This is a genomic window from Massilia sp. H6 (genome assembly GCF_024802625.1).
Taxonomy (GTDB): Bacteria; Pseudomonadota; Gammaproteobacteria; order Burkholderiales; family Burkholderiaceae_D; genus Telluria.
On sequence record NZ_CP103371.1, the window covers coordinates 417,537 to 434,905 of the forward strand.

The 17,369-nt window shown below is 63.5% G+C and carries 15 protein-coding genes; 14 read left to right on the top strand and 1 reads right to left on the bottom strand.

Annotated features, from left to right (window positions below):
* The first annotated feature begins 64 nt into the window (after positions 1-64).
* Positions 65-1,285 carry an HD-GYP domain-containing protein gene (locus tag NRS07_RS01850; protein ID WP_259210652.1) on the top strand — a complete coding sequence of 407 codons (1,221 nt, stop codon included), beginning with the start codon at positions 65-67 and terminating at the stop codon, positions 1,283-1,285.
* Positions 1,286-1,299: 14 nt separating this feature from the next.
* On the opposite strand, the gene NRS07_RS01855 is transcribed toward NRS07_RS01850, so the two are convergent.
* On the bottom strand, positions 1,300-2,337 hold the full coding sequence (locus NRS07_RS01855; RefSeq protein ID WP_259210654.1) for a GGDEF domain-containing protein: 1,038 nt from the start codon (positions 2,335-2,337) through the stop codon (positions 1,300-1,302).
* A 379-nt stretch (positions 2,338-2,716) separates the two neighbouring features.
* Between NRS07_RS01855 and NRS07_RS01860 the strand changes: the two genes are divergently transcribed.
* The 13 genes from NRS07_RS01860 to NRS07_RS01920 all read left to right on the top strand — a co-directional run bounded on the left by NRS07_RS01860 (position 2,717) and on the right by NRS07_RS01920 (position 17,313).
* Positions 2,717-2,920, top strand: a complete 204-nt coding sequence (locus NRS07_RS01860) for a Flp family type IVb pilin (RefSeq protein ID WP_259210655.1) — start codon at positions 2,717-2,719, stop codon at positions 2,918-2,920.
* Between the two features lie 55 nt (positions 2,921-2,975).
* Positions 2,976-3,497 carry a prepilin peptidase gene (locus tag NRS07_RS01865; RefSeq protein ID WP_259210656.1) on the top strand — a complete coding sequence of 174 codons (522 nt, stop codon included), beginning with the start codon at positions 2,976-2,978 and terminating at the stop codon, positions 3,495-3,497.
* Between the two features lie 189 nt (positions 3,498-3,686).
* On the top strand, positions 3,687-5,006 hold the full coding sequence (locus NRS07_RS01870; RefSeq protein ID WP_259210657.1) for an ATP-binding protein: 1,320 nt from the start codon (positions 3,687-3,689) through the stop codon (positions 5,004-5,006).
* Entirely contained in the window at positions 5,003-5,854 is an 852-nt protein-coding gene (cpaB, locus tag NRS07_RS01875) for a Flp pilus assembly protein CpaB (protein ID WP_259210658.1), read from the top strand. The genes NRS07_RS01870 and cpaB overlap by 4 nt, the downstream gene beginning before the upstream one ends.
* 24 nt (positions 5,855-5,878) lie before the next feature.
* Complete coding sequence (locus NRS07_RS01880) at positions 5,879-7,441, top strand: type II and III secretion system protein family protein (protein ID WP_259210659.1); 1,563 nt, start codon at positions 5,879-5,881, stop codon at positions 7,439-7,441.
* Between the two features lie 9 nt (positions 7,442-7,450).
* Positions 7,451-7,729, top strand: a complete 279-nt coding sequence (locus NRS07_RS01885; protein WP_259210660.1) for a hypothetical protein — start codon at positions 7,451-7,453, stop codon at positions 7,727-7,729.
* 43 nt (positions 7,730-7,772) lie between these two features.
* On the top strand, positions 7,773-8,948 hold the full coding sequence (locus NRS07_RS01890; protein ID WP_259210661.1) for an AAA family ATPase: 1,176 nt from the start codon (positions 7,773-7,775) through the stop codon (positions 8,946-8,948).
* A gap of 29 nt (positions 8,949-8,977) precedes the next feature.
* Positions 8,978-10,324: a CpaF family protein gene (locus NRS07_RS01895; protein ID WP_259210662.1), complete on the top strand. Its 1,347-nt coding sequence runs from the start codon at positions 8,978-8,980 to the stop codon at positions 10,322-10,324.
* 10 nt (positions 10,325-10,334) lie between these two features.
* Entirely contained in the window at positions 10,335-11,312 is a 978-nt protein-coding gene (locus NRS07_RS01900) for a type II secretion system F family protein (RefSeq protein WP_259210663.1), read from the top strand.
* Between the two features lie 14 nt (positions 11,313-11,326).
* On the top strand, positions 11,327-12,268 hold the full coding sequence (locus NRS07_RS01905) for a type II secretion system F family protein (RefSeq protein ID WP_259210665.1): 942 nt from the start codon (positions 11,327-11,329) through the stop codon (positions 12,266-12,268).
* Between the two features lie 17 nt (positions 12,269-12,285).
* Entirely contained in the window at positions 12,286-13,377 is a 1,092-nt protein-coding gene (locus NRS07_RS01910) for a LytR C-terminal domain-containing protein (protein ID WP_259210666.1), read from the top strand.
* Positions 13,378-13,468: 91 nt separating this feature from the next.
* Entirely contained in the window at positions 13,469-13,795 is a 327-nt protein-coding gene (locus NRS07_RS01915) for a BON domain-containing protein (protein WP_259210667.1), read from the top strand.
* A gap of 545 nt (positions 13,796-14,340) precedes the next feature.
* Entirely contained in the window at positions 14,341-17,313 is a 2,973-nt protein-coding gene (locus NRS07_RS01920) for a TonB-dependent receptor (protein WP_259210669.1), read from the top strand.
* Positions 17,314-17,369 lie beyond the last annotated feature (56 nt).

The window sequence follows — 17,369 nt, forward strand, 5'->3', positions numbered from 1 at the left end:
AACAGGCTTGCTATACTGCAGCTGGGCGACTTGCGCCGAGATCACCATAGAGCAGAGACTAGATATGTTAAAGAAGGTGGATGCATCGCAGCTGAAGATTGGGATGTATATCCATGACCTCGATTGCGGCTGGATGGATCATCCATTCGTGCGCGCGCGCTTCGTGCTGACGACGGACGACGAGATCTACAAGATCCGCAATGCCAAGATCCGCGGTGTGGTCATCGATTGCGGCAAGGGCCTCGACATCGACGACGCACCGACGCTGGCGCAGGCCGAAGCCATTACCGAAGCCGAAGTGACAGCCATCGCGACCAAGCCGCTGATCGTTACCCGTGTCTCGCTGGGCGAAGAGCTGCAGCGCGCCGCCATGATCCGCAAGCAGGCCGCTGGCCTGGTCCGCACCGTGATGGCCGATGCACGCCTGGGCAAGGCTGTCGAAATGGATAAGGTCGGGGCGGTGGTCGAGAGCATCACCGACTCGGTCCTGCGTAATGCGGGCGCGCTCATTGGCCTGCTGCGCATCAAGAACAAAGACGACTACACCTTCCTGCACTCGGTGAGCGTGTGCGCGCTACTGGTGGCTTTCTGCCGCTCGCGCAATATGGATGTGGAGACGATCTACCAGGCAGGTGTGGGTGGCCTGCTGCATGACACAGGCAAGGCGCTGGTGCCGGATGCCATTTTGAACAAGGCTGGTCGTCTGACCGAAGAGGAATTTGACATCATCAAGCGCCATCCGCGCGATGGTTACGACATCCTGATCAAGACGCCGGAAATCGGCCACATTCCGCTCGATATCACGCTGCACCACCACGAACGCCGCGACGGCAGCGGTTACCCGGACAAGCAGGACGAAGGCAGCATCAGCGAGTTGGCGCAGATGGCGGCGATCGTCGACGTGTACGACGCCATTACCTCGGATCGCTGCTATCACAAAGGCATGCCGGCGGCTGAAGCGCTGCGCAAGATCTACGAGTGGAGCAAGTTCCACTTCAATCCGACCTTGGCGCAGGAATTCATGCGCTGCGTCGGCATCTACCCGGTCGGCACGCTCGTGCTGCTTGAGTCCGGACGCCTGGGCGTGGTGATCGAGCCGCACGAATCGAGCCTGCTTACGCCAAAGGTGAACGTGTTCTTCAGCACGAAAACGCCGGGTTATATCAAGCCACAAACCGTCGACCTGTCCAAGCCGCTGGGCTTCGGCGGCGGCGACAAGATTGTGCGCCATGAGGCGGCCGAAAAGTGGAACGTCAACCCGCTGCAGTTCATGAACATCGCCTAGCCAGCTGGCAGGCCTTAGAAGAATTCGGCAGTGTCGTTGGTGGCGATGGTCTGCAGTAGCCCGCTCGCCAGCAGCTCTTCGTAGAAACAGGCACGGTTACGGCCGTTGGCCTTGGCGAAATACAGCGCCTGGTCGGCGTGGCCCAGCGTGACCACCGGCGAATCGGCGGCGCGGATGCTGGTGAAGCCGACGCTCACCGTGACCCTTCCCACCTGCGGAAATTCATGCGTTCCCACGTTGATGCGGAAACGCTCGATGATCTTGCGCGCATTGTCCAGCGTCGTCGAACGCAGCAGCACCACAAACTCCTCGCCCCCGAAACGGAACACCCGATCCTGCGCCCGGAACGATGACTGCAGCAGGTTCGCGATCAGGATCAACACCTCGTCGCCATACAGGTGGCCAAAGCGGTCGTTCACACTCTTGAAATGATCGACGTCGACCACGGCCAGCCATTGCTTTTCCTCGGCGCAGTGCTGGCGCCGCTCGGGCTGGCCTGGTAGCTGCGGTTCGGCGTCGGCCCCCATCAGCATGCGCGCCAGCTGGTCATCGAAGGTCTTGCGGTTGAGCAAACCAGTGAGCGAGTCGCGCTCGCTGTAGTCGAGCAGGTTCTGGAAATTGCGGTAAACGCTGACTATCCCGCTGATCATATGAATAGTGTCGCCACTGAATCCGCCCTCGTGGGTGATCTCGAGGCAGGTTGCGGCTTGGTCGCCGCACCAGATCGGCAGCCATAGGCGGAGCAGGCCATCCGGCCCCAGGCCTTGCGCGCGCGAATCGTGGTGGTCGAGGCAGTGCGCCAGTTCGGGGAAGTCCGTGATCGGTTCGCCAGCGCTGGCGCTGTCCTGGATTTCTTCCGGACAGGCGACGCCGCCGGCGCGGATGCAGGCGCGCGACCGCACGAATCTGTGGCCGCTTACGGTGGCAATCGTGAGCACCCGGGTTTGTACTGCGCCAGACAGTTCCTGCACTGCTGAAATCACGGAGATGTCCAGCATCGTGTGGTCGCGGTGGCCGGTCATGTCCACCATGTGTCTCAGCAAGGAATCCATGTCGTTCACAGAAACAAAAAGTCACGAAAAGCCACAGCTCGTCGATACCACGAGGGTATCGCTTATCGAGAGCACAAGAGAGATAGCATAAGGCTTTTTTGTATTCCAGGCAACTATTCTTGATAATTTTTATCGCCCCGATTGACCCATTGATCGATGCCTGGAGTACCTGTTCGGTTATCAAAAAGACTCGGTTAAAAACGATTTCCATATGGAAAACTTGCCCAACATCAACTTGCCTCATGGAACGTTTAGATACAGTGAACTCACTGACAGACGTAGCAGCAAACAGCAAGCTGTCGTAGTACGCAGTAAGCAGCAACACGGACGGGGCCCCGTCTGCTGTCAGTAATCCCTTCAACCACACAAGGAGTTTTTCATGAACACCATTACCTCCGCCATCAAAGCCTTTGTTGCTGATGAAAACGGTGTGACGGCCATTGAATATGGCCTGATCGCTGCCCTGATCGGCGTCGTGATGGCAGGCGTTGCAGGCGAAGTTGGCACCAAGATCGAGGACGCTTTCACTTACATCCGTGATCAGTTCGACACCGTTGGCGCCGGCGGTACACCTGCTGCCTAATTGCTGACACCCCCCCAGGTGCCATCCGGCGCCTGGGGGGCTTTTGGAGCGCACCATGGTTGTTGCACCTTACCTCGACACGCTGCTGCTGCTGCTGGTGGCTGCCGCCGCCATCAATGACCTTGCCAGCCGGCGCATCCCGAATCTCTTGTTGCTGTCCGGCTTGATCGCCGCGCTCATCCTGCACGCCATATCGCCGACGCCCGGCGCGGGTCTGTTGTCCTGCCTTGGCGGCGCCGCCGTCGGACTGTTGATCTTCATGCCGTTTTATCTGGTTCGCGGCATGGCTGCCGGTGATGTCAAGTTGATGGCCACGGTCGGTGCGTTCTCCGGCCCGGCTGCAGCCCTGCACATCGCCATCCTTGCCTGGTGCGCCGGCGGCGTGATGGCCCTCGTCATCATCATCGCCCGAGGCCGGGTGCGGGTGGCGCTGGCGAACCTGTGGGGCATCTTGCGTCCAGCCCTGCTGCGCCTTCCCGCAGCGCCCCAGGCGACCCGGCAAAGTGCCGGTTCCATGCCCTATGGCGTAGCGATTGCGGCGGGCACTATTTACGTACTCATAGGCCGTTACGCTTGACTATTTCGCTGAGCCCGCTTCCTTGCCGGAGCTCAAAGGGGTAGGGGACGCGATGGCTAGAATCAATTTAACAAATGTAAGAAATATCCGTACCCAGCAGGAGGTTTCCCCATGGAAGTTTTGACACCAGCGACATCGGCGTTCGCACCTGATGCCCAGCCTGGACGGTTGGCGTCCGGATCCGGAGACGTGTCCGAGGCCGACCATGTGGCGGTCCTGCCGCGCCAGCCGCGTACCCTGCGCGATACCGGGCTGGAGCCACGTTTCGTCACCTCGCTGGTGGTTAAGGCCATGTATGGCAGCGGCAAGACTGCTTTGTCGCAACTCACCGGACGCTTGCGGCTGTCGATCAGCGTGGTGCGCGAGGTACTGCAAGGGCTGGTGACCGAGCAACAGGTCGAGGTCGCCTGGTGCGCCGACTCCGACATCGACATGCACTACCAATTGACCGCATTCGGCCAGCGCGCCGCCGTCGAGTATCTGGCCGAGTCGCGCTACGTTGGCCCAGCTCCGGTGCCGCTCGATGCCTATCGCGCCCTGGTCGAGCAGCAGTCACTGCGCCAGCCCGAGGCCGCCCGCGTTCTGCCCGCCGAGCTGAAGGCCGTGCTGGCCGAGGACGGCCTCGCGCCAGCGGTGCGCGACCTGATCGGCGCAGCGCTGCACTCGAACCGTCCGCTGCTGCTGTACGGCCCCTCCGGCAGCGGCAAGACCACACTGGCGCGCAAGTTCGCTCGATTGCGCCAGGCGCCGATTGCGGTGCCCTACGCGGTACTCGTCAATCACGAGATCGTACAGGTGTACGACCCGGCGCTGCATCCGGCGGTGCTGCAGCCACGCGCCATGGAAGACCGGCGCAACTGCGACGCGCGCTGGGCCTTGTGCCAACGTCCTCTCGTACATATCGGCGCCGAGCTGGCACGCGACATGCTGGAGCTGCGCCACGACGTCGCCAGCGGCGTGCTGCGCGCGCCGTGTCATCTGCTGGCCAACAACGGCCTGCTGGTCCTCGACGACATCGGCCGCCAGCGCGTCCCGGCCGGTGAAGTGCTGCACCGCTGGCTCGGTGCGCTCGAGTGCGGCGTGGACCATGTGGCCGTGCCTGGCGGGGTAACTCATGCGCTGCCGTTCGACGTCTCGCTGGTACTGGCCACCAGTCTGGCACCCGAGTCGGTGCTGGACGAATCCTGCCTGCGCCGCATTGGCTATCTGATTCCGGTCGGCCCGCTGTCCGATGGCAGCTACCGGGCGCTGCTGCGGCGCCAGTGCCGGCTGCGCGGCATTGGCGCCGACGAAGACGCGTTCGATTACCTGATCAACGAACTGCACCGCCGCACCCGGCGCCCGCTACTCGCGGCATGGCCACATGAGCTGCTGGGCCGGATCGCCGACTTTGCCGGGTTTGCCGGCCACGCCCCGCGTTTCGACACGGACAGCGTGACCCAGGCCTGGAGCAGCCTGTTTGGCGCCGAGGTGGCGCAGGACACCAACCCCCAGGGAGACGCCCGATGAAAAACAAGCGTGCCGTGATCGTGATGGCGCTCGCGATCCTGTTCGGCCTGGCCGCCGTGGTGATGGCGTCTCGCTGGCTCCTGACGCAGCCGGCAGCCAACGCCGGTCGCATCGTGGTGGCTGCGGTAGACATCGATATCGGCCAGCGCCTGACACCCGAAATGTTCAAGCTGGTCGAATGGCCTGCCCACAGCGTGCCGAAAGGCGCGTTCGACGACCCCAAGAAAATCAACGGGCGAGTACTCAGGACCAGCATCTTGCTCGGCGAGCCGCTGAGCGAAGCCAAGTTGGCGCCCGCCGGCACGCTCGGTGGCTTGTCGGCGCTGATCACCGAAGGCAAGCGCGCCATTACCGTGCGTGTTAACGACGTCATCGGCGTCGCAGGCTTCGCCCTGCCAGGCAACTATGTGGACATTATCGTCAGTACCGAGACGGTTGCGCCGGCACAGCCGGAACCAGGCGCGCCGCGTCAGCAGAGCATCTCCAAGATCGTACTCGAACGAATCCTGGTTCTGGCCGTGGCACAGGAAGTCAACCGCGACGAAACCAAGCCGCGGGTGGTGAATGCCGTCACGCTCGAAGTCACGCCTGAACAGGCAGAAATGCTCGACCTGGCGCGCAGTGTTGGCAAGCTGTCGCTGGCGCTGCGTAACCAGGTCGACCCTGCGGCGGGCCAGACCCTGGGCGCCACCAAGCAGAACCTGCTGCCGGCAGCGACGCCGACCCTGCGGCCGGTAGCGATGCCGGTGCCTGCGCCCCGGCCCAGGGTGCAGGCACCTCGTCCGGCGCCGCAACGCGACTGCGTCAAGGTCATCAACGGCCTGCACGCTTCCCAGGAATGCTTCTGACCTTACCGATCCGGGATGGATGCCATGAACAGACGCTTTTACCTTGCACCGTTCGCAGCGAGCCTGGCGCTGGCCGCCGCGCCCGTCCACGCGGCTCCTGCAGCCGCCAGTCCGGCAGCGACCAGCACCGCCAAACAGGCCCCGGCGGCAGCCGGCAAGCGGCACGAAGCGCGCGCGCAGCCCGCTGCCGGTTGCAGTGGCCAAGCGGCGCGGCCGGCCGTGCTGTCACTGAATATGGGCAAGTCGACCATGCTGCGCCTGCCCGAACCGGTGCGGCACCGCAGTGTCGGCAACCCTGCCGTGGTGCAGGCCATGCTGGTGGCGCCGGACACGCTGTATATCGCCGGCGTCGACGTCGGTACCACCAACATGATCGTGCAGGGTAAAAGTGGTTTGTGCACCGTGGTCGACATTGTCGTTGCGATGGATCCAGCCGCGCTACAGGCAATGCTGACGCTTGCCATGCCAGACGAGAAGGATGTAAGGGTAATGGCGGCAGCCGATTCGCTGGTGCTCAGCGGCAGCGTCAGCGATGCCGGCGCCATCGCCCGCGTGCTGGAACTGGCCAACGCCTATGTGCGACGGCCGCTGCGCCAGCTGCCGGCGGCCGCCAGGGACAACGATAGCGATGGCGTGGTGCCCGTAGCCGGCAACGGCGCCGGCGGACAATCGTCTAGTGGCCCGCGCGTCGTCAATTTACTCAGCGTCAGCGCACCGCAACAGGTGCAGCTCGAAGTAAAGATCGCCGAGGTGTCGAAGACGCTGCTCGAGCGGCTCGAGACCGGTTCTACATTCAGCTTCGGTTCCGGCAGCTGGACCACGACCCTGGTCTCGAATTTCCTGACCGGCCAGGCGCGCGGCGGCCTGCGCGCCACCAAGACCAACGGCAACCGGTTCACTGGCGACGCCGACAAGCAAGATGGCCTGGTGCGGGTGCTGGCCGAGCCGAACGTCCTTGCCATCAGTGGCCAGGAGGGCACCTTCCTCGCCGGCGGCAAGTTCTTCATTCCGGTGGCCCAGGACAACAACAAGATCACCCTCGAGGAAAAGGAATTCGGCGTCGGCCTGCGCTTTACCCCGACCGTCCTCGCGGGCGGACGCATCAACCTGAAGGTGGCGCCGGAAGTATCGGAGCTCTCGCGCGAAGGCGTGGGGCTGTCGGCCGCCGGCATCAGCGGCGGCTCGATCCTGCCGCTGGTAACCACGCGCCGCGCCAGCACCACGGTGCAGTTGTACGACGGCCAGAGTTTCGCCATCGGTGGCTTGGTCAAGAATAATCTGGTAGCCAACCTGAAGGGTTTGCCGATGCTGGGCGAGGTGCCGATCCTCGGTGCGCTGTTTCGCAGTACCGATTACCAACAGGACCGTACCGAACTGGTTTTCGTGATTACGGCGCGGCTGGTCAAGCCGATGCCAGGCGCGACCTACTCGCTGCCCACCGACAAGGTCGGCATCCCGACGCGCGCTGAAGTGCTGCTCGGCGGACGGCTCGAGGGTGCGGCCCCGGCCACCACCACTGCCGTCGCCTCGACGCCGCCGGTGACAGCACCCGCCGCGCAGACCGCCAGCGGCTTCGAACTCAAATAGGAGCCTGACGTGACCACGATAACCCGCCTGATACCTCTGGCGCTGCTGGGCGCCTGCCTGCAGGGCTGCATACACACCACCCCGGAATGGGACAAGCAATTCGGCAGTGCCACGCGCAACAACCTGGCCGCCCAGGTGATTGACCCGGCCGCGCCGGCCAATACCCATCCAGCCACCGGCATCGATGGCCGCGCTGCCAAGGGGGCGTACGACCGCTACCAGCGCAGCTACGAACACCGGGAACCGCAGGCGCCGACGCTGATCATCAATGCCGGCGGCGCGCGATGAGCGCATCCGGTCTAATTTAATACGCGTCAGCACGGGGCCCGCCATGAAAGCGCTACTCATCAGCCGCGACAGTCAGCTTTACGCGGAAATCGCCTCCCAGGGCGCGGCGCGCGTGCCACCACTGAACCTCGGGGCTGTCCGTGCCAGCCTGCGCGAGGCGCTCGACCGGCCCGAATCCGATAGCCCCCAGCTGGTCATCGTCGATGCCACCGACACCGAGCCATCCGAAGTGGCCCTGCTCGAGCGGCTAGGCCGCCAGTATCCCGAAGCGCACCTGATGCTGCTGACCGACCATCATCAGCCAGAACTGCTGATTCGCGCCATGCGCGCCGGCGTGCGCGAGGTACTCCAACTACCGCTGGTGCACCGGGCCTTCCATGAGTCGATGGACCGGATTTCCACCGCCGCGGGCGTCTCGTCGCTGCGCAACGGCAAGGTACTGGCTTTTATCTCCTGCAAGGGCGGCAGCGGTGCAACCTTCATCTCGACCAATTTCGGCTATGCGCTGGCTTCGCTGGCAGCCAAGAAGGTCCTGCTGATCGACCTGCACGGCCAGTTCGGCGATGCCGCCCTGTACGTGTCCGACCAGAAGCCGACCATGACCTTGTCTGACGTCTGCGCGCAGATCGCACGCATCGATGGGCCGTTCCTGGAAAACTGCGTGGTGCACGTCACTCCTGGCTTCGGCGTGCTGGCAGCGGCGGACGACCCGGCCCACGCCCGGGAAGCCAAGCCGGAGCACATCGATACGATCCTGCGCGTGGCACGCCAGCACTACGACTATGTGCTGCTCGACGTCGGACGGCAGATCGACGCCGTGTCGCTGCGCGCGCTCGACATCACCGACATCATCTATCCGGTGCTGCAGCTGGCACTGCCCGACATCCGCGATGCGCGCCGGCTGCTGGATATCTTCCGCTCGCTCGGCTACGTGCTCGATCATATCCGCCTGATCGTCAACCGCTACGAAAAAGGCGGCAAGCTGCGCCTTCAGGACCTGCACGCGGCGCTCGGCTGCGAGGTAGTGCATACCTTTCCCAATGATTATGTCGCCGTTACCGATTCAGTCAACCAGGGTGTGCCCGTGCTGCAGTTGTCGCGCTCGAGCGCTGCGGCGCGCAGCCTGTCCGACATGGTCGAACTGGTGACCACGCGCCGTGTCCAGGAGAACAAGGGTCTGTTCGACCGCCTGTTCGGGCGCGGCGATTCCGACGACTGAACGCAACCACGGACAACCTGGAGCATCCCATGTCCCTACGCGAACGTCTTGCAACCACCATTCCTGAACGCCAGCCCGGCGTTATCTTGCCCGACACATCGAACCAGGCCTACCAGGAACTCAAAAAACTGATGCACCAGATGATCCTGGACCGCATCGACCTGGAGCGCCTCAAGCGGCTCACCGCCGAACAGTTCAAGCACGAACTGGCGCTGCTCATCCAGCGCATCATCGAGGAAGAACGCATTGTGCTGAACCAGCACGAGCGTCATCACCTGGTGCTCGACATCCAGCACGAAATGCTTGGCTTCGGCCCACTCGAACCGCTGCTCAACGACCCGACCGTCTCGGATATCCTGGTCAATACCGCCAACAAGGTGTATGTCGAGCGACGCGGCCGGCTCGAACTGACCGACATCACCTTCCACGACAATGCCCACCTGATGAAGATCATCGAGAAGATCGTGTCGCGGGTTGGGCGGCGCGTGGACGAGTCAAGCCCGATGGTCGATGCGCGCCTGCCGGATGGCTCGCGCGTCAACGCGATCATTCCGCCGCTCGCGGTGGATGGGCCGCTGCTGTCGATCCGGCGCTTCGGCAGCACCCCGCTGTCAGTGCAGAACCTGCTCGACTACAAAAGCCTGACCCAGCCGATGATCAAGGTGCTCGAATGCCTGGGCGCGGCCAAGGTCAATATTCTGATTTCGGGCGGCACCGGCAGCGGCAAGACCACGCTGCTGAACCTGATTTCCGGCTTCATCCCGGCTACCGAGCGCGTGGTAACGATCGAAGACGCCGCCGAATTGCAGCTGCGCCAGCCGCACGTGGTACGACTGGAGACGCGGCCGCCAAACATCGAAGGCAAGGGCGAGGTAACCCAGCGCGCCCTGGTGCGCAATGCGCTGCGAATGCGGCCCGACCGCATCATCCTGGGCGAGGTGCGCGGGGCCGAGGCGCTCGACATGCTGCAGGCCATGAACACCGGCCACGAAGGATCGCTGGCAACGATTCACTCGAACACCCCGCGCGACGCCCTGTCGCGTCTGGAAAACATGGTCAGCATGGCCGGGGTCAACCTGACGGCGCGTGCGATCCGCCAGCAGATCGTGTCGGCGGTGACGGTGGTAGTGCAGGTCTCGCGCCTGACCGACGGCACCCGCAAGGTGGTCAGCCTGCAGGAAATCACTGGCATGGAAGGGGAGATCATCTCGATGCAGGAGGTCTTCCGTTTCGAGCAAAGCGGGGTCGATACCGACGGCAAGGTACTGGGCCGCTTCAGCGCCACCGGGGTGCGCCCGCGCTTCGCCGACCGCTTGAAGATGTACGGCGTACCGGTACCGGACAACGCCTTCGATCCAGACCGGACGTTCGACTGAGGGAGGGCGCATGGACGCGGTGTTCTACGCTTTTGTGGTGTTCCTGTTCGCGGCGGTGATCCTCGCGATCGAAGGCACCTATCTGTGGTGGATGGGCACGCACGGCGCCGCAGCGCGCCGGATCGCCCGCCGGCTGCAGCTCATGTCAGGCTCGTCGGGGCGCAGCGGCGAGCGGATATCGATCCTCAAGCAGCGCCCTTACAGCCGCAACGCGACACTCGACCGGATACTGCACCGGGTTGCACTGGCACATCGGCTCGATGCGCTGCTGGTGCAGGCCGGCTCGCGCACGACGGTGGGACGGTTTCTGGCCTGGTCGCTCGGCTGCATGGCCGCGGCTGGGCTGGTGTCGTTCTGGTGGCCACTTCCGGGGCCGGCGCGCGTGCTCCTTGCCGCGCTGGGAGGCGGCGTTCCATGGTTCCTGGTGCGCCGCGCGCGCCAGCGCAGGCTGATCCGGATCGAGCGGCAATTGCCGGAAGCGGCGGACTTCATCGCCCGCGCCCTGCGCGCCGGCCACTCGTTCAGCAATGTGCTGCAAATCGTCGGCAACGAACTGCCGGAGCCGCTCAGCGGAGAATTCCGCATTGCCCGCGAAGAGATCAACTACGGTGTGTCGATGGACGAGGCCTTGCACGGCATGGCCGCCCGCATTCCGCTGACCGACCTGCGCTACTTGATCATTGCGGTGCTGATCCAGCGCGAGTCCGGCGGCAACCTGGCGGAAATCCTCGGCAATATCAGCAACATCATCCGCGACCGCCTGAAGCTGGTAGCGCACGTGCGGGTGCTATCGGCAGAAGGGCGGATGTCCGCCTGGATCCTCGGGCTGCTGCCCTTCGCCGTGCTGGGATTCATGACCGTCTCGAGCCCCCACTACGTCAGCGTGCTCTGGACCGATCCGCAAGGCGTGCGCATGCTCTGGTACAGCATGGGCATGATCGCTGTCGGAGTCATCTGGCTGCGCAAGATCATCCGAATCCGTATCTGAGTCCCGAGGCAACCATGACGTCTTCCCAGCTGATCTTCCTGCTTCTCGTCCTGTGCGTCGTCTGTGGCCTCGGCTGGCTTGGCCTGGTGCTGTTCGCACCCCTGGCCCTGCGCGAGCGCCTGCGCCGCTTCCTCGGCAGCACCGCGGCGGCGCCTCTCGATGCAGGCGGCGGCTGGATCGAACGCGTGGCCAGCGTGGCCAAGCCACTGACCAAACTGTCGATTCCCGACGAAGGGTGGGAGAAATCCACCCTGCGCACCCGCTTCATGAACGCGGGCTGGCGCAACCCATCGGCACCGACGCTGTACTTCGCCTCGAAGACCGGCCTCGCGCTACTGCTTCCGGCACTGGCGGCGCCGTTTGCCGTTATTTATAGCAGCGCACTGGGTGGCGGACGACTGCTCGCTTTGCTGCTGGTGGCGGCATCGCTCGGCTACTATTTGCCGAACATCCTGCTGGCGCGAATCGTGGCGCGCCGCAGCCGCGAGATCTTCGAGACCGTGCCCGATGCGCTCGACCTGCTGACGGTCTGTGTCGAAGCCGGCTTGAGCCTGGAGCGCGCCATGGTGAAGGTCGCCGCCGAAATCCATATCAAGAGCGTCGTGCTGGCGCAGGAACTGCAGATCGTGCTGATGGAAATGCGGGCCGGCTTCAGCAAGGAGAAAGCATTGCGCAACTTCGCGCTGCGCTCGGGTGTCGAAGACGTCGACACGCTAGTCGCGATGCTGATCCAGTCCGAGCGTTTCGGCACCAGCGTGGGCGACTCGCTGCGCGTGCATTCCGACAACCTGCGCCACAAGCGCCGTGTGCTGGCCGAAGAATGCGCCGCCAAGATCGGCCTGAAGCTGCTCTTCCCACTGATCTTCTGTATTTTCCCGACGCTGCTGGTAGTGCTGCTCGGACCCGCCGCAATGCAGATTGGGCGGACCCTGGGTGCGCTTCCGGGCGCGCGTTGACCACGAAGGAGCCTGTCATGCGTATCACCGCCTTGTTCTCCCGCCTGTCGCTGTTGTGCGCCGGCGCCAGCCTGCTGGCCTGCGCACCATTCTCGGGGCGCGCCAACCTCGATGGCGCGGCGCCTGCCGCCGCCGACGCCTATATGGCAGGACGCAACCACCACCTCGCGCGCCGCTACGACGAAGCGCGCGCGGCCTACCTGGCAGCACTGCAGGCGGCGCCGCAGCATGTCGATGCCCGCAACGGGCTGGCGACCCTGCACGCCGAGCAGCGCGATTTTGCAACGGCAATCGCGCTGTGGCGCGCGCTGACCGAATCCCTGACGATGGCATCCGGTCCCGGCCAGGCCTACCTGTTGAGCAATCTGGGCCACGCCTATTTCTTGAACGCGGAATATGACAACGCCTTGGTCGCCCTCGAAAAGGCCTGCCTGCTCGACCCCCTCAACCACCGCTCGTGGGAGTTGCTGGGCGAAACCTTGCGCAAGCTCGGTCTCGAGGAGCGCGCGCAACAGATGCTGAGCCAGGCGAATGCCTTGCGTGCCCACGATTTTCGCGCGGATTATGCCGTCGCCAAGACCCAGACCCAGACCAAGATCGCGGCGATCGACCGTGCCGTCAAGGCACCTGCGCGCGCAGAGCAGGATTGGAGCCAGACCGAGCTACTTGTGGGGATCGACGGCATGCTCGAATTGCGGCGCGGCCCGGCTCCGGTGCCGATGCCAGGACCGGCGCCGGCGCTGCCAGCGCCCGGCGGCCGTGCCCCCGCCGCGGTCGAAATACGCAACGGCAATGGCGTGCCAGGGATGGCACGTTCGCTGGCACGTCAGCTCGGCACGGCACAATGGAAGGTCACGCGCCTGTCGAACCAGCAGGGATTCGGTGTACAGCGCACCCGCGTCGAATACGAAGCGCTCCACCGCGCGCTGGCCGAGCAGCTGGCGGCCCGCTTCGGCGACGTTACCCTGCAAGAGGTGGCAGACTGCGGGCCTGCAGGCCTGCGGGTGGTGATCGGGCACGATATTGCGCGCCGCAACTTTGCGCTGACGCCGCCGGCACCGGTGCAACAGGGCACACCTGCCGTCATGGTAGCGACCAAGCCAGGCTAAAAAGTCTCCACTTGCTCGTTTGCTCAGCATCAAACGTCGCCAAGCGGCGACCGAGACAATGGCTTGGTCTGCAACCTCTCGGGAGCCCCTCATGAACCTTTCTTACCGTCTTTATCTCATTCTCGCCGGCCTGTTGTTTGCGGCGCTCACCGCATGCGCGCCGACCAGCACGCGCCAGGGCACCGGAGAATACATCGACGACGCCGTCATTACTGGCCGGGTCAAAGCCGCCTTGGCCGCCGATCGCGAGGTCAAGGCCACCGAAGTGCAGGTCGATACCTTTAAAGGAACGGTGCAGCTCAGCGGCTTTGTCGAGTCGTCGGAAAGCGCAGCACGGGCAGCGCAAATTGCGCGTGAAGTGCCCGGAGTCAAAGAGGTCCACAGCGCCATGGTAAGCAAGGAAGCACGTCGTCAGTAGTGCAGCGCAACGCAAGCCCGGGCCACCAACGGCCGGGCCGGAAACCGTCCTGTTTTGCATCCTTGCTCAGCGTTTAGGCTCGTTGCCCAGCGATCAGCAGATCGCTAGCCTTCAGTTACTTCCCCTGTACCGAACGCGACTGCGTTCGCGCCCCTCCTTCGGTGTTGCAAATCCGCCGCAGTCGATCCCATCCCCGGCAGGAACATTTCGTTGACAATTTTTTTACCTAACCCTACTATTCAGAGCATTAACATGGAAACGTTTCCATGAAACCGCAAGAATTGCTGGAATCGGGATGGCTTTGTCGATGCAAGCCTGAGCCGTGACCGGTAAGCGAGCAGTGCGCGTCACCCCTGATCCGCCAGGCAGGCACTAGCCGGCGAGTTGAGAAGGCGATGCAGGGAACCAGGGACGACAGCATGAGGCCGGTAGTGCAGCCATGGTGAGCCGGCAACTGGACGTGGAGATACCGTTGGATCGGGTGACGGTTAAATTTAAAAAAACAGGAGAGCACCATGCATTACCCCAAGGCGAAACAAACTTTAATGAGCCTGGCAGTAGCCGGCGCGTGCGCAGCATTCATGCCGGCCATGGCCCAGGAAGTCGCCGCTAACCCAGGCACGGCTGAGACCACCGTCCCGGCAACGGCGTCCACTGCCCAGGAAGCCACCACCCCCTCCTCGCCGGCTGGCGTCCAGACCGTTGTCGTCACTGGCCTGCGCGCCAGCCTGGCTTCGTCGCTCAATCTCAAGCGCAACGCGACCGGTTTCGTCGACGGTATCGTTGCTGAAGACATCGGCAAATTCCCGGATACTAACCTGGCCGAATCGCTGCAGCGCATCAGCGGCGTGTCGATCGACCGCTCCATTGGCGAAGGCTCGAAAGTCACCGTGCGCGGCGTCGGCCCCGACTTCAACCTGGTGCTGCTCAATGGCCGCCAGATGCCGGCCTCGAACCTGGGCGACCGCCCAGGTCGCAGCTACGACTTTGCCAACATCGCCTCGGAAGGCGTATCGCAGCTGCAGGTGTACAAGTCGTCGCGTGCCGAAACCCCAACCGGCGGCATTGGTGCGACCATCAACGTGATCACGGCGCGTCCATTGTCGCGTCCGGGCCTGCAGGCCACCGTTGGCGTCAAGGGCGTATACGACAAGTCGGCCCAGAACCTGCCGGCAGATGTCCAGCGCGGCGACAAGATCACTCCTGAAATTTCTGGCCTCTACAGCAACACCTCGGCCGACGGCCGGTTCGGTATCGCCCTGACCGGCAGCTACCAGGAGCGCAACCTCGGCTACAACCAGGCGGCCGTATCGAATGGCTGGCGCGGCCCGTTCCGCGGCGACGAAAACAACTGGGGCACGATCCCGCAGACCGGCGCTACCAACCGTCCGATGGGCAGCGACCTGTACCAGGTGCCGCAAAACCTGAACTACAACATGAGTGGCGTGCAGCGCCAGCGTACCAACGGCCAGCTGGTGTTTCAGTTTGCGCCGGTCAAGGAGCTGACCACGACCCTTGATTACACGTATTCGGAAAACAAGATCCAGACCCGTCGCAACGACATCTCGGCCTGGTTCAATTTCGGACCGTCGACCAGCAGCTGGACCGACGGTCCGATCGCTGGCCCGCTGACGTACAAGGAACTTATCCCTGCCGGCAACAGCGACATCGCGATGGGTGCCGCCGATTTCGCCACCAAGACCCAGAACAAATCGCTCGGCTTCAATACTGCCTGGCGCGTCAATAGCGACATCCGCCTCGAGCTCGATGTCCACACATCGAGCGCCGAATCGCTGCCGGACAGCCCGTTCGGCTCGAACAACACCATCGGTACCGCCAGCTTCAGCCGCGGCGACACCGGCGTCGATTTTACGAAAGACTTCCCGGTACTGAGCATCGCCGGCGCGGACTTCGCCCGGGCACCGCAGCAAGTTACCGGTTCGGTGTTCGAAAACGGTTATGTCAAGAGCGAAATCGACCAGGTGCAGACGCACGCTAGCTGGAAAGTGCTGGAAGCGTCCGAGCTCAAGTTCGGCCTGGCAGCGACCGACGTGAAGAACCGTTCGGCCTTCTCGGTGCAGCAGCGCGATACCTGGGGTGGCGCCACCGTGCCGTCGGATTACCCGGCAAGCCTGTTCCACCAGGAGAGCCTGCGCCAGTACTTCAACAACATCGATGGCAGCAGCAATCCGGCCCTGTTCAATACCTTCAACACCTTCGACTTCGACCAGGTGCGCCAGGCTGCCGCCAAGGCATCCGGACGCCCAGACCTGTACCTGCCGAAAACCACCTACGACACCGACCAGCGCACCACCGAGAAATCGAAGAGCCTGTACGTGCAGTTCAACACCGACTGGGATACGGCGCTGCCGATCCACACCTCGATTGGCGTACGCTACGAGAAGACCGACGTGACCTCGACCGCGCTGGTGCCGACCGCCACCGCGATCACCTGGGTGTCGCAGAATGAATTCCCGGTGGTCTTCGGTGCACCGAACTTCACCACCCTGACCGGCAAGTACCACCACGTGCTGCCGAGTTTCGACGCCGACATCGAGCTGCGCGACGACATGAAGGGTCGCTTCAGCTACGGCGAAACGATTGGCCGTCCACGTTACGACCAGCTCACCGGCGGCCAGGTGCTCGATACCCTGGCACGGGTCCAGGGCGGCACCGGACGCCAGGGCAATCCGGGCCTGCTGCCGGTCAAGTCGAAGAACTTCGACCTGGCCTATGAGTGGTATTACGCGAAGTCGAGCTTTGTCTCGCTCGGCCACTTCCGCAAGAGCCTCGAGAACTACGCTGGCCAGTCGCAAGTCATCGCCCAGCCCTTCGGTCTGCGCACCCCGGTGGGCGGCGCCTACTGGAATGCAGCGCTGGCCAATGGCTGCCCGACGGCCGACACGACCTGCATCCGCAATTACATCTTCCGTAATTTCAGCGGCCAGCCTGGCGTGGTGCGTGGTACCGATGATGCGAGCGGCAATGCCACCGGCGTGATTACCGGCCAGGGCAACGATCCGATCGCGAATTTCCAGATCACGAGCTATTCGAACCAGAAGCAGGCGCGCCTGCGTGGTCTCGAGTTCAACGTCCAGCACATGTTCGGCGGCAGCGGCTTCGGTGTCTCGGCCAACTACACCAAGGTGGATTCGGACCTGGCATTTGACAATGGCAGCATCGGTGAACAGTTCGCGCTGGTGGGCTTGAGCGATTCGGCCAACCTGGTCGGTATCTTCGAGAACGATACCTGGAATGTGCGCGCGGCCTACAACTGGCGCGACAAGTTCCTGGCATCGACCTTCGACGGATCGGGCCCGAACCCGAACTATGTCGAAGCGTATGGCCAGCTCGATTTGAGCATCGGCTATAACATCAACAAGAACCTGAGCATCCAGTTCGAAGGCATCAACCTGACCGACGAGATCAAGCGCATCCACGGCCGTACCGACCGCAACGTGCTGTACGTTGAGCAGTCCGGTCCGCGCTACATGCTGGCCGCACGCTACAAGTTCTAACCCGGCCGTTTCCGCACCAGCGGAACCTGACGCACCCAAAGACCGCGGCCCTGCCG

Excerpts from the sequence above, each read along its gene's own strand:
- NRS07_RS01850 (WP_259210652.1), top strand. The coding sequence starts at position 65 with ATGTTAAAGAAGGTGGATGCATCGCAGCTGAAGATTGGGATGTATATC.
- NRS07_RS01855 (WP_259210654.1), bottom strand. The coding sequence starts at position 2,337 with ATGGATTCCTTGCTGAGACACATGGTGGACATGACCGGCCACCGCGAC.
- NRS07_RS01860 (WP_259210655.1), top strand. The coding sequence starts at position 2,717 with ATGAACACCATTACCTCCGCCATCAAAGCCTTTGTTGCTGATGAAAAC.
- NRS07_RS01865 (WP_259210656.1), top strand. The coding sequence starts at position 2,976 with ATGGTTGTTGCACCTTACCTCGACACGCTGCTGCTGCTGCTGGTGGCT.
- cpaB (WP_259210658.1), top strand. The coding sequence starts at position 5,003 with ATGAAAAACAAGCGTGCCGTGATCGTGATGGCGCTCGCGATCCTGTTC.
- NRS07_RS01880 (WP_259210659.1), top strand. The coding sequence starts at position 5,879 with ATGAACAGACGCTTTTACCTTGCACCGTTCGCAGCGAGCCTGGCGCTG.
- NRS07_RS01890 (WP_259210661.1), top strand. The coding sequence starts at position 7,773 with ATGAAAGCGCTACTCATCAGCCGCGACAGTCAGCTTTACGCGGAAATC.
- NRS07_RS01895 (WP_259210662.1), top strand. The coding sequence starts at position 8,978 with ATGTCCCTACGCGAACGTCTTGCAACCACCATTCCTGAACGCCAGCCC.
- NRS07_RS01900 (WP_259210663.1), top strand. The coding sequence starts at position 10,335 with ATGGACGCGGTGTTCTACGCTTTTGTGGTGTTCCTGTTCGCGGCGGTG.
- NRS07_RS01905 (WP_259210665.1), top strand. The coding sequence starts at position 11,327 with ATGACGTCTTCCCAGCTGATCTTCCTGCTTCTCGTCCTGTGCGTCGTC.
- NRS07_RS01910 (WP_259210666.1), top strand. The coding sequence starts at position 12,286 with ATGCGTATCACCGCCTTGTTCTCCCGCCTGTCGCTGTTGTGCGCCGGC.
- NRS07_RS01915 (WP_259210667.1), top strand. The coding sequence starts at position 13,469 with ATGAACCTTTCTTACCGTCTTTATCTCATTCTCGCCGGCCTGTTGTTT.
- NRS07_RS01920 (WP_259210669.1), top strand. The coding sequence starts at position 14,341 with ATGAGCCTGGCAGTAGCCGGCGCGTGCGCAGCATTCATGCCGGCCATG.